At 39.5% G+C, this 12,251-nt stretch carries 10 protein-coding genes, 1 pseudogene and 1 riboswitch; of the genes and pseudogenes, 9 read left to right on the top strand and 2 right to left on the bottom strand.

Translation table 11 applies throughout. The features are described from left to right. Positions 1 to 95: 95 nt before the first annotated feature. The 5 genes from mnmM to CFK37_RS12470 all read left to right on the top strand — a co-directional run bounded on the left by mnmM (position 96) and on the right by CFK37_RS12470 (position 5,181). Positions 96 to 668, top strand: coding sequence for a tRNA 5-(aminomethyl)-2-thiouridylate-methyltransferase MnmM (gene mnmM, locus CFK37_RS12490; RefSeq protein ID WP_089062165.1), 573 nt, complete (start codon positions 96 to 98; stop codon positions 666 to 668). 195 nt (positions 669 to 863) lie between these two features. Next, positions 864 to 1,655, top strand: a complete 792-nt coding sequence (locus tag CFK37_RS12485; RefSeq protein ID WP_089062164.1) for a transporter substrate-binding domain-containing protein — start codon at positions 864 to 866, stop codon at positions 1,653 to 1,655. A gap of 55 nt (positions 1,656 to 1,710) precedes the next feature. Further along, on the top strand, positions 1,711 to 2,355 hold the full coding sequence (locus CFK37_RS12480) for an amino acid ABC transporter permease (protein WP_089062163.1): 645 nt from the start codon (positions 1,711 to 1,713) through the stop codon (positions 2,353 to 2,355). Further along, complete coding sequence (locus CFK37_RS12475; protein WP_089062162.1) at positions 2,352 to 3,080, top strand: amino acid ABC transporter ATP-binding protein; 729 nt, start codon at positions 2,352 to 2,354, stop codon at positions 3,078 to 3,080. The genes CFK37_RS12480 and CFK37_RS12475 overlap by 4 nt, the downstream gene beginning before the upstream one ends. Before the next feature lie 517 nt (positions 3,081 to 3,597). After that, positions 3,598 to 5,181 (top strand): APC family permease, encoded by a 1,584-nt coding sequence (locus CFK37_RS12470; RefSeq protein ID WP_089062161.1) that lies wholly within the window; start codon positions 3,598 to 3,600, stop codon positions 5,179 to 5,181. A gap of 50 nt (positions 5,182 to 5,231) precedes the next feature. Here CFK37_RS12470 and CFK37_RS12465 read toward each other — a convergent pair whose 3' ends face one another. Beyond that, on the bottom strand, positions 5,232 to 6,302 hold the full coding sequence (locus CFK37_RS12465) for a tetraprenyl-beta-curcumene synthase family protein (protein WP_245837221.1): 1,071 nt from the start codon (positions 6,300 to 6,302) through the stop codon (positions 5,232 to 5,234). A 69-nt stretch (positions 6,303 to 6,371) separates the two neighbouring features. On the opposite strand from CFK37_RS12465, the gene CFK37_RS12460 reads away from it, so the two are divergent. Next, positions 6,372 to 6,887: a gamma carbonic anhydrase gene (locus CFK37_RS12460; RefSeq protein WP_089062160.1), complete on the top strand. Its 516-nt coding sequence runs from the start codon at positions 6,372 to 6,374 to the stop codon at positions 6,885 to 6,887. Between the two features lie 102 nt (positions 6,888 to 6,989). On the opposite strand, the pseudogene metK reads toward CFK37_RS12460, so the two are convergent. Further along, a pseudogene (gene metK, locus CFK37_RS12455) lies at positions 6,990 to 8,188 on the bottom strand (methionine adenosyltransferase). Between the two features lie 130 nt (positions 8,189 to 8,318). Continuing rightward, positions 8,319 to 8,426, bottom strand: a riboswitch (SAM riboswitch). A gap of 210 nt (positions 8,427 to 8,636) precedes the next feature. Between metK and pckA the strand changes: the two are divergent. From pckA to CFK37_RS12440, 3 genes are all read left to right on the top strand, one after another. Further along, entirely contained in the window at positions 8,637 to 10,226 is a 1,590-nt protein-coding gene (pckA, locus tag CFK37_RS12450; protein WP_089062159.1) for a phosphoenolpyruvate carboxykinase (ATP), read from the top strand. 234 nt (positions 10,227 to 10,460) lie between these two features. Then, complete coding sequence (locus tag CFK37_RS12445; protein ID WP_089062158.1) at positions 10,461 to 11,444, top strand: ABC transporter substrate-binding protein; 984 nt, start codon at positions 10,461 to 10,463, stop codon at positions 11,442 to 11,444. A gap of 13 nt (positions 11,445 to 11,457) precedes the next feature. Then, positions 11,458 to 12,234 (top strand): ABC transporter ATP-binding protein, encoded by a 777-nt coding sequence (locus CFK37_RS12440; protein WP_089062157.1) that lies wholly within the window; start codon positions 11,458 to 11,460, stop codon positions 12,232 to 12,234. Positions 12,235 to 12,251 lie beyond the last annotated feature (17 nt).

Below are 12,251 nucleotides of genomic sequence, written 5' to 3'. Positions count from 1 at the left end.
TTGGTGCATCATTGTCAAGTCTGTTTCCTTCTTATCCTATTATGTTCATGTTAAAATTATTTAATACTAGAGAAGCATAATAAGGGTGAATACACATGTTAAAAGGAATTATTCAATTCTCCCATTATTTAATGGAAGAAGCCGTAAATAAAGGCGACACAGTAATCGACGCCACATGCGGAAATGGTCATGATACTGTTTTTTTAAGTGAAATTGTTGGGGAAAATGGCCATGTATTTGGCTTTGATATCCAAGAGCAGGCAATCGAGCATACAAAGGAAAACCTTGCTGTACATAAAATTACGAATGCAACCATTATCAAGGACAGTCACAGCAATGCCATTCATCATCTGACCGTTGATCAACTAACATCACTTGGCGGCGCAATATTTAATCTTGGATATCTTCCCGGAAGTGATAAAGGGATCGTTACCAAAAGCGAAAGTACTATCCTTGCCATTGAAGGAATTCTATCACACTTGAAAGAAAACGGGATTGTCGTTTTAGTTGTCTACCATGGTCATGAAGGTGGGGATATCGAGAAACGAAATATTTTGGAATACGTCCATCAACTGAACCAAAAGCAATATAATGTACTTTATTACGGATTTATAAATCAAAAAAATACCCCGCCTTTTATCATTGCAATCGAAAGAAAAACACGGTAAATATAAAGGTTCTGTTGTATTTAACAACAGGACCTTTTAAATTGTCGAACATTGTCAAAATAGGTCGTTTTACCCGCTATAACTTGAATAGTCAGAAACTCGTTTTAATATTTTGATTTTTCTTGACATAACAGGAGTCCTTTTATAAAATACACATATGACAGCGTTTTCTATTACAAATAAGGGGGCAGTTCGATGAAGAAGATTAGTTTATTTAGTCTTTTATTCGCTTTAATGATTGTATTAGCTGCATGTGGGTCAAACGACTCAGATGAAAGCAAAGCTTCAGGCGGAAATGGAGACAGTGATGGGAAAGTATATAAAGTAGGTATCGATACAACTTACCCGCCTTTTGAATTTCAGGAGGGTGATGATTACAAAGGAATAGACGTTGATTTAATAAATGCTATTGCCGAGGATCAAGGCTTTGAAATCGAGTTATCTCCAATGGACTTTAGTGGTATTATTCCGGCATTACAGGCGGGAGAACTAGATATTGCTATTGCAGGTATGAGTATTACAGACGACCGCAAAAAGGTAGTTAATTTCTCTGATCCATATTTTGAAGCCGGACTGTCTTTGGTAGTTGCCGATGGAAATTCAGAAATTACTAGTTTAGAAGATTTAAAAGGCAAAACCGTAGCAGTTAAAAAAGGAACTACTGGTGCAAACTTTGCTGAAGAAAATAAGGACAAATATGGATATGATATCGTGCAGGTTAACGATAGCACATCCATGTTTCAGGAAGTGGCTAACGGCACATCAGATGCATTAATTGAGGATTATCCAGTAATTTCATATGCTATTGCTCAAAGTGATCTTAAATTACAGTTGGTTGGGGATCGGTTGAACGGGGACAATTATGGTATTGCTGTATTAAAAGGTGAAAATGATGAACTCCTTAAAAAGATTAATGATGGATTAGCTGCACTCAAGGAAAGTGGTAAATACGATGAAATTTTAAGTACTTATCTTGGCGAACAATAATTTATCAGAGAGCGCGCTATACAGCGCGCTTCTTTTATTAAAGGTGGTTGGATAAATGGAGGTTATTATCGACTCCCTTCCCTACTTATGGGAAGGACTAAAAATGACAATCTATGTATTTGTGATTGCAATTATTATTGGTTTTATTATTGGTTTAATCATGGCTCTGCTTCGATTATCGCCCTGGTGGATACTGAACTGGATTGCCAAAATTTTTATTGATGCTATTCGCGGAACCCCAATTTTAGTTCAGTTATTCTTTTTCTATTTCGGTCTGAACTCACTTGAATTTATATCTTTGGACCGCACTACAGCTGGTATTATCACTGTCGCAATCAATGCAGGTGCATATTTCGCTGAAATCATCCGGGCCGGAATCCAGTCAATGGATAAGGGTCAGACAGAAGCTGCCCGCTCACTGGGATTAACCAGCACACAGAACATGCGTTATATTATATTGCCGCAAGCATTTAGGCGAATGCTTCCTACCTTCACGAACCAAGGAATAATTAGTTTAAAAGACACTTCCTTATTATCAGTAATTGGAATTGCCGATTTAACCCAGAAGGGACAGGTGGTTATTGCCAGAACCTTTGAGGCTTTTAATATTTGGCTTGCAGTTGGGGTCATGTATTTCATCATTATTTATTTATTGTCCCTGCTCTCTAGTTTTCTTGAAAGGAGATTTGAATTACGATGACTATAATTGATGTAAAAAACCTTAAAAAATCCTTTGGAAAACTTGAAGTCTTGAAGGACATCAGTGTTTCCATTGAAGAAAAAGAGGTAGTGTGTGTTATTGGTGCATCGGGGTCTGGTAAAAGCACCTTTCTTCGTTGTTTGAATCGGCTTGAGAAAATTACTGGCGGCCATGTAATTGTTGACGGTCAGGACATAACAGACAAGAGTGCCAATATCAATACCATCCGTCAAGAAGTTGGTATGGTGTTTCAACAATTCAATCTGTTTCCGCATAAAACGGTAATGGAAAATATAATTCTTGCCCCCATGAAAACACGTGGGACACCAAAACAAGAAGCAACCAGGAAAGCCGAGGAGCTGTTAGAAAAAGTTGGCTTAAGCGATAAAGCTGGCAGCTATCCGGGATCTTTATCGGGTGGACAAAAGCAACGTGTTGCTATTGCGCGGGCGCTTGCGATGAACCCGAAAATCATGCTGTTTGATGAGCCAACATCAGCACTTGATCCGGAGATGGTTGGTGATGTGCTAGAGGTCATGAAGCAACTGGCTAACGAGGGAATGACAATGGTTGTTGTGACACATGAAATGGGCTTTGCACGCGAGGTTGGAGACCGGGTTTTATACATTGATGAAGGGTTGATTGTCGAACAAAATATTCCGGAAGAACTATTCAATAACCCGCGTCACGAACGTACACAGGCTTTTTTAAGTAAAGTTTTATAACTGAAGACTGAGACAAAAGTGATTCAGTCAGAGAGAAATCCGAACTATGGTTCCAAATTCTTTAATTAGAATTTGGAACCATAGTTCGGATACTTTTTTGTCTGTTTTGTAAACTTTACTCCGATTTGTCCATAAACTACGACGTAACTATAGGAGTATAAGTCCAACGCTGCGTAAAACACTGCGCTTTCCGTAGCGGTCGCTGGACCACCAAACATGATTATTAGAATACGTCGTTATTTATATCAACTGCGAATTGGATCCGACTGTAGAAAAAGTAACGTTTTAAACTGCTTATCCTATCATCGTTCGTCTTTGAGTCAAACATTTTAGTCATGTCTTAGCCTCTTTTATTTTTTTCAACTTATTTATATTCCTATCTGATTCCTCCATAATAGGTATTTTGCCGTCCCATCTTTTTTAAATATTCCGTTTTATTTGTTTAGTATTGCTTATATCGGGAATCGTTTGCCCATGAAGGAAGATCATCAAGAAAAAGGATTGGGGAGTTAAACTTATGACCAAAAAAGAAAACGGAAAATTAAAAAAGAAGTTAGGAGCATTAGATTTATTTTTCCTTGGAGTCGGTGCAATCATCGGATCCGGATGGTTATATGCCGCGCAAAACGGGGCAAATCTAGCCGGAACCTATACATGGATTTCCTGGCTGATTGGTGCTGGGATTATTATATTAATTGGATTAGTATATGCTGAGCTTGCTGCTGCCATGCCACGCGCAGGCGGATTTGTCCGATACCCGGATTTTAGCCACGGATCCACTGTTGGTTTTCTAATAGGATTTCTGTCTATGTTAGCCTACTCCAGTGTCGTCGCTATTGAAGTTGAGGCGGTTCGTGGTTATGCCCAATATTGGTGGCCTGCGCTTGGACAGGATGACGGGGCGCCAACCGCACTTGGATTTGGATTCCAAATCTTTTTGTTAATTGTTTTTTTCTTACTTAACTATTGGAGCGTTAACATTTTTGGTAAAACAAATACTGTTTTAACAATATTTAAGTTTGTGGTGCCAGCGTTAATTATTATCTTTTTACTCATGCATTTGGAGATATCGAATTTTTCTGTTGGCGGCGCAGACCCTGGTGGGCTGAAAGGTATTTTCGCAGCTGTAACCGGAGCGGGAATTGTATTCGCCTTTAATGGGTTTCGAATGCCGATTGAGTTCGCTGGTGAGGCACGTAAACCGCAAAAAGATATTCCGCGAGCTATTATCTTATCCGTACTTGTTGGTTTATTGATTTATCTACTTTTACAATTTGCCTTTATCGGTGCAGTTCCTTCAGATATGCTTGCTTCCGGTGGCTGGGTCAGCGTTAACTTCGATTCACCATGGGCAGGACTTGCAACCGCGATTGGTATTGGCTGGTTAGCAAACCTTGTCCTGCTGGATGCAGTTGTATCACCTTCAGCAACAGGGAATATTTACTTTTCAGCGACAGCTCGCTCTCTGTTTGCCTGGGCCAAAAACGGAACTTTTTATAGCCTGTTTCAAAAAATTGATAAGCGTACCGGACTACCGCGCGGTGCGTTGTGGTTAACATTAATTCTAGCTATCTTGTGGATGTCTCCACAACAATTTCGTGTCTGGGAAGGGTTGGTAGCTGGTAGTACATCAGCAAAAGCATTAACCTTTGTTGTTGGTCCAACATCGCTTATGTCTCTTAGAAAATCAAAACCAGATATGAAACGTCCATTTTTTCTAAAAGGTGCTAAAGTTATTGCACCACTTGCCTTTATTTCAGCAACCCTCGTTGTTTACTGGGCGGGATGGACCACGATCTCATTATTGGTTCCAATTGCGATCCCGTCTCTAATATTTTACTTTGCGTTTGTTGACAAGGATCAGAAATTTAGCGGCGGAGAAATTAAAAGCCATTTCAAATCTTCCTTATGGCTTATTGTCTACTATTTTTATATGCTGGTCATGTCCTATATGGGAAGCTATATTCCGGAAGATATGGGCCCACCAATAATCGAAGCTCCATGGGATACTGCCGTTTGCGCAATTGGTTCCCTTTTCTTCTATTACTGGGGCGTTAATAGTGGACTTGACAATCCACAAATTGAAGATTCAGATGAATAACCATCAGCTTTGTGAAATCTCCTTCCCGTCCTTATTGACAGGGAGGATTTTCACTTGCCAGTGACCACTTTATAATACAGCCTTGTATTCCAATTAAAAAATTTCGCTTGGCCACCGCTTGTATTAAGTAAAAGCTTTCTCGCAGCTATTCCGTTTTTCAGTTCACACACTTTTCGATCGCCCAGGTATAAACCCACTAATCCGCTTTGCACCATTCCATGAAAATGTTGATCAGGTAACTGTTGGACATGGCAATGCGTTTTTTCAATAAAGAATTGAAGTCGATTCAGCATTTCAACTTGGTTAGCATAAAACGTACAAAAATTTAAATCTGCCTCAGTTTGATCTTCCTTTTGATCGATATAATAATCAAGTAATATATGTAACCCCTGCATGTATGGAAAATATCCATAATCAATTGCGGATGCAAGTTCGGCTGACATTTTACCGCCAAGCATGTATCCAACTAAACAAAAAATCCCCAATGTTGATCCAGCTGCAGCCGAAAATTCATACCAGTTTAAATCGGGATAATCCTTTTGGTACTTTTCAAACCAGCCTGTTAATCTCGGCACCCTCTCATGGTGATTAACATGTTTATGTACTTGCAAATCGCCATACAAGCCACAATATTTTATTAGTAACCCCTGAATTACCGGATATTCATTATTATTTGTTAATGCATCCTGACAGGTCTGAACCAACTCTATCAAATATCCTCCGTCATCCTGATCATTTCGTAATTGATAGTAATTTATTTTCTTATTTCCTGGTGTTAACGCATCAATCATGGATTGATGCAGCAGCCTGAAATCATCTGGATCAAGAGAGGTGCTCCGATCACAAAGGTTATCCAAATAGTCACTAATTGTCTGATAGGCAACAATAAATCGTATTGCCTTTTTCCAATTTTCTCTAGCAAGGAGAGCATAAACTCCACCACCTTGACAGTGAAATCGTTTGGAGGAAATACTTGCAAGTGCCTGGTCACGTAATTCCTCATTTGGAATCCCATCCGCGCGTCTTTTCCAGTATGCTAATTCGTGGCGAACCGTCGGAAATATATTGGCATAAACTGTCTTCATCAAAGTAATAGATGTTCCTGGTACACGGGTAGACAAAGCACTTCCTCCTGTCTTACTAAAAGATTTGTTATACTACTTATATACCATACTTCTAGGGGGATTCAAATGATACACCATTATAAAAATAGTACACCTGCTATTCATGAATCTGCGTACGTAGCGAAAGATGCAGTCATAACTGGCGATGTTACAATTGGCGAGGAGTCAAGCATTTGGTTTAAAACCGTAATTCGTGGGGATGTTGCCCCAACAAAAATCGGTAAACGTGTAAGTATCCAGGACCTGTCAATGGTTCATCAAAGCCCGAATAATACCGTTATTATTGAAGATGACGTTACTGTTGGACATCAGGTTACCCTTCATTCAGCAGTTGTTCGTAAAAATGCACTTGTTGGAATGGGGTCGCTTATTCTGGATGGAGCTGAAATTGGTGAACATGCCTTTCTTGGCGCTGGCAGTCTAGTACCGCCCGGAAAGAAAATTCCTCCACATACACTAGCGTTCGGAAGACCAGCAAAAGTAGTTCGCGAACTCAACTCGGAAGACTATAAAGAAATGGAACGTGTTAGAAAGTCATATGTGGAAAAAGGTCAGTATTACAAACATCATACATCTCTATAATCTAAAATGCCATGGCACCGGATATGAAGCGCCATGGCATTTATAGCGTTCTACGGCCCCTTGCTTATGCGTCTGCTTCTAAACGGGGTGCTTCCGCTTTTCTTAGTTATTCGTTAATGCTTTTAATTCTTCTATCTTATCTGTTTTTTCCCATGGGAACAAGATGTCTGTACGACCAAAATGTCCATAGGCAGATGTATTTCTATAAATTGGTTTTTGCAAATCAAGCATCCGGATAATTCCAGCTGGTCTTAAGTCAAAGAGTTTTCTCACTGCGTCAACCAAATCCTCTTCACTGACCTTTCCAGTACCAAACGTATTAATTGCTATCGATACTGGCTCGGCAACACCAATCGCATATGCTAGCTGTACCTCACAAGTCTTAGCCAAATCGGCTGCCACAATATTTTTCGCCACATATCTTGCTGCATATGCCCCGAACGATCCACTTTAGTAGAATCCTTTCCACTAAACGCTCCTCCACCATGGCGAGCATAGCCACCATAGGTATCAACAATAATTTTACGACCGGTAAGTCCCGCATCACCCTGTGGTCCACCGATAACAAAACGACCTGTAGGGTTTATAAAATATTTCGTTGTATCATCTAATAACTGATCGGGCACAATAGGACGAATGACATGCTCAATCAAATCTTTTTCAATTTGTTCTGTTGTGATATCTTGATGATGCTGGGTGGAAATAACAATCGTGTCCACCTTAACCGGTTCATCATTTTCATCATATTCTACAGTCACCTGTGTTTTACCATCCGGACGAAGATATTCCAGCGTCTTATCCTTTCGAACATCAGCCAGTCGTTTCGAAAGCTTATGTGCTAAAGAGATTGGCATAGGCATTAATTCTTCAGTCTCATCACAAGCGAAACCAAACATTAGCCCTTGATCTCCAGCACCAATTGCAGCTATTTCATCGTCCGTCATTTTACCTTGTCTTGCTTCAAGTGCAGTATTTACCCCGCCTGCTATATCTGCTGATTGTTCATCAATTGCCGTTAATACAGCACAGGTATCTGCATCAAACCCATATTTAGCACGTGTATAGCCGATATCCTTAATAGTTTGTCGCACAATTGCTGGAATATCTACATATGTGTTAGTAGATATTTCACCAGATACCAATACTAATCCGGTTGTCACAGTTGTTTCACATGCTACCCGCGCCAGTGGATCCTTCTTTAAAATTTCATCTAAAATTGAATCTGATATCTGATCACAAATTTTATCAGGATGTCCTTCTGTAACCGATTCAGATGTAAATAATCGACGATTTGCAGCCATTTGGCTAAATCCCCCTTTAAAATATGTTACGGATCTCTATTTTATTAGTTGTTAACTTAAATGCATTCATTTTACCTTTAAAACAAAAAAAGCCCTTCCTGTTCATGAGGAAAGGTGTTGTGGCCATTTCCTCTTATTGTTCAAGGAGTAATCCTTGCATCAGGTTAGCACCTTTTCACTAAAAGTGATGGTTGCTGGGTTTCATCGGGTCTGTCCCTCCACCAACTCTGAATAAGAGAGTATCCGTTCGTGACTAATCGTACCGAAATCAACCGCTTCTGTCAACTTTTTTTAGTTTATATGAAAGGTTTTACATGAATTTGCATATAAAATATTATATTAGTATGGACTATTTTTATAAATGTGTTATACTAATAATCAGATTTATAAAATCGCTTACAAAACATTAAGTTTTTATTAAAATCCATCAAAAAGGCAGGTATGATATATGAAATCGGTGGAACAATCGTCACTCATGCAGGAGTTAACTACAGGTAATAATGTGCAGGATAATTTGTCTGTACCTCAGTTAGTAGAGAGAATCCTGGATCGTCATGAAGGTACATTAATGGAATCCGGTGCAATCCAGGCATCTACAGGTAAATATACCGGACGCTCACCAAACGATAAATTTATCGTTCGTGAGGAATCTTGTGAAGATTTTATTGACTGGGGTTCTGTTAATCAAGCTATCGATGAAGCATCGTTTGATAATCTTTATGAAAAAGTTGTTACCTATCTAAAGGATAAAAATGAAATATTCCAATTCAAAGGGTTCGCAGGCGCGGATAAAAATTATCGTTTACCTATTCAAGTAATAAATGAATATGCCTGGCATAATCTATTTGCTAGACAATTATTCATCACACCTAGTGAAGAGGAATTGGCAAACCATGAATCAGAATTTACAGTTGTTTCTGCACCTACGTATAAAGCGGACCCGACTGTGGACGGTACAAACTCAGAAACATTTATCCTGGTTTCTTTTAAAAAACGCATCATTTTAATTGGCGGAACAGAATATGCCGGTGAAATCAAAAAATCCATTTTCTCTGTTATGAATTACCTTTTGCCAAAACGCGAAGTATTGCCGATGCACTGCTCTGCGAATGTTGGTCAGGAAGGTGATGTTGCATTATTCTTCGGCCTCTCCGGAACCGGAAAAACTACCCTTTCAGCGGACCCATACCGAAAGCTGATTGGTGATGATGAACATGGCTGGAGTCCAAATGGCGTATTTAACATTGAAGGTGGCTGCTATGCCAAATGCATTAACTTATCACAGGAGAAAGAGCCACAGATTTATGATGCAATTCGATTTGGCTCCGTGCTTGAAAATGTAATTTTCGATAGTAAAACACGTATTCCTAATTATGATAATACCACATTGACAGAAAATACGCGCGCTGCATATCCGTTAGAAAATATCGATAATATCGTAACACCTAGTGTTGCAGGTCATCCAAATACCATTATCTTTTTAACTGCTGATGCCTCTGGTACATTACCACCAATCAGTAAATTAACAAAAGAACAGGCGATGTACCATTTTCTAAGTGGTTATACTAGTAAATTGGCAGGTACAGAGCGTGGTGTTACGGAGCCACAAGCAACGTTTTCAGCATGCTTTGGTTCACCGTTTTTGCCTCTTGCACCATCTGCTTACGCAAAAATGTTAGGTGAAAAAATTGATCAGCACAACACAAATGTTTTCTTGGTTAACACTGGTTGGACTGGTGGATCCTACGGGGTCGGCAATCGTATGAAGCTTTCATATACCCGTGCTATGATCCATGCAGCACTCGAAGGTGAATTGAACACCGTAGAAACCACAAAAGATGATATTTTTGGATTAGTAACACCGATGCATGTACCAGGTGTACCTGATGAAGTGTTAATTCCAAAAAGTACATGGGAAGACAAAGATGCATACGATACAGAAGCGAAAAAGCTTGCAATAAAATTTCATGAGAATTTCAAGAAATTCACACAAGCTGATAAAGAAACTTTACAAGCCGGCCCACACTATCAGGGCTAATAAGCATACCAATCCAGCCTCATCGTGAGGCTGGATTTTTTTATTGAGCTTTTATTTCAGGCGTGAACTGTATTTTGGCCAGGGCGGACCGTATCAGCTGCGATGTGGACTGTATTTTGACTGATCTGATTCTGCACCTACACGCAATTCAATCACATGGGCATTCACACATTTTTAAGGATTTCATAGACTATTTAGACACTATTCTATTCGTAAAGGAAAGGACCTGAGCTTATGAAAAAAGTGACCCTTACATTGCTTATTGGATTGGCAATTGTTTTATTGACGGCGTGTAATTCAAATGAAAAGGCTTCGATAAAACTGGCTGAAGTTACACGTTCCATTTTTTATGCACCTCAATACGTTGCACTTGAGAAAGGCTTTTTTGAGGAAAAAGGGCTTGAGGTTGAACTGCAAACCACTTGGGGCGGCGACAAAACAATGACTGCACTTCTCTCGGACGGTGCGGATATTGCCCTTGTCGGTTCTGAAACATCGATTTATGTGTACGCCCAAGAATCAAATGACTACGCAATTAACTTTGCACAATTAACGCAAACAGATGGAACCTTTTTGGTAGCTAAGGAATCCCATCCTGATTTTAAGTGGGAGGACCTTAAGAACAGTACGTTTCTAGGACAGCGTAAGGGCGGTATGCCACAAATGGTTGGAGAATATGTACTTAAACAGCATAATATTGATCCACATCAGGATCTGAATTTACTGCAAAATATTGATTACGCTAACATTCCCGGTGCTTTTGTGTCAGGTGATGCGGAATATGTGCAATTATTTGAACCAACAGCAAGCATTTTTGAAAAAGAGGGAAAAGGCCATATCATTGCATCGTTTGGCGAAGAGTCTGGTCATGTTCCGTATACCGTGTTCATGGCAAAACAAAGCTATATCAAGGACAATGATAAACAAATCAAAAAGTTCACAGAAGCTGTGTATCAAGCACAAACATGGGTGGCTGAGCATAGTGCAGAGGAGATAGCAAAAGTAATCCAGCCATATTTTAAAGATACAGAGTTAGATATTCTTGCATCATCAGTAGAACGGTATAAACAGCAAGGCTCCTTTGCGACAGATCCAATTCTGGATAAAGAAGAATGGAATAACCTAAAAGACATTATGAAGGAAGCTGGCGAACTGCCTGCAGATGTTCCGTATGACGAATTGGTAAACACGGAATATGCAGAGGAAGTTATAAACTAAGGAGGGAAAATCAATGGCTTTTCTAACCTTAGATAACCTGTCACATCACTACTTTTCAGAAAAGAGCTATACACAGGCTCTGGACAGCATCTCACTATCTATTAATGAAGGTGAATTTATTTCATTATTAGGTCCAAGTGGGTGTGGAAAATCAACCATACTCTCCATAATTGCCGGGATTATTTCTCAGACAACTGGGGAGGTCATATTAGAAGAAAAACCACTAAAAGAAACAAGTTTAGCTATCGGATATATGCTTCAGCAGGATTATCTTTTTCCTTGGAAGTCCGTTCTCGAAAATATCATGATCGGGCAGAAAATAAATGGTTCCATAACAATGGAGACCAAAGAACGAGCACAGCAGTTACTAAAGGAAGTAGGATTGCCGAACGTTGCGAATGATTATCCTCGCTCATTATCGGGCGGTATGCGACAACGTGCTGCTTTAGTTCGAACATTGCTAACTGATCCAAAAATACTGCTCCTTGATGAACCATTTTCCGCCCTTGATTACCAAACAAAGCTAAAGTTGGAGGATCTGGTATTTCAATTATTACAGGCGTACAAAAAGACTTCCATACTAGTTACGCATGATATTGGCGAAGCAATTGCCATGAGTGACCGTATTATATTGATGGCTTCAAACCCCGGCAGGATAGCAAAAACGTTTGATGTACCAATTGAAATTCGAACTATTACGCCATTTGAAGCGCGTAAGCATCCTAAATATCAGATGTTATTTGATCGAATTTGGAAGGAGTTAGATAAGCATGAGAAAACTGACGAATAAGCAAAACATCCATTATT

This window comes from Virgibacillus phasianinus (assembly GCF_002216775.1).
Classification (GTDB): domain Bacteria; phylum Bacillota; class Bacilli; order Bacillales; family Amphibacillaceae; genus Virgibacillus_F; species Virgibacillus_F phasianinus.
The sequence above is the reverse complement of the archived record's forward strand: the minus strand, read 5'-3'. Positions and strand labels throughout refer to the sequence as shown.

Bases quoted from the DNA above. Each gene is read 5' to 3' on its own strand.
- mnmM (WP_089062165.1), top strand. From the start codon at position 96: ATGTTAAAAGGAATTATTCAATTCTCCCATTATTTAATGGAAGAAGCC.
- CFK37_RS12485 (WP_089062164.1), top strand. From the start codon at position 864: ATGAAGAAGATTAGTTTATTTAGTCTTTTATTCGCTTTAATGATTGTA.
- CFK37_RS12480 (WP_089062163.1), top strand. From the start codon at position 1,711: ATGGAGGTTATTATCGACTCCCTTCCCTACTTATGGGAAGGACTAAAA.
- CFK37_RS12475 (WP_089062162.1), top strand. From the start codon at position 2,352: ATGACTATAATTGATGTAAAAAACCTTAAAAAATCCTTTGGAAAACTT.
- CFK37_RS12470 (WP_089062161.1), top strand. From the start codon at position 3,598: ATGACCAAAAAAGAAAACGGAAAATTAAAAAAGAAGTTAGGAGCATTA.
- CFK37_RS12460 (WP_089062160.1), top strand. From the start codon at position 6,372: ATGATACACCATTATAAAAATAGTACACCTGCTATTCATGAATCTGCG.
- pckA (WP_089062159.1), top strand. From the start codon at position 8,637: ATGAAATCGGTGGAACAATCGTCACTCATGCAGGAGTTAACTACAGGT.
- CFK37_RS12445 (WP_089062158.1), top strand. From the start codon at position 10,461: ATGAAAAAAGTGACCCTTACATTGCTTATTGGATTGGCAATTGTTTTA.
- CFK37_RS12440 (WP_089062157.1), top strand. From the start codon at position 11,458: ATGGCTTTTCTAACCTTAGATAACCTGTCACATCACTACTTTTCAGAA.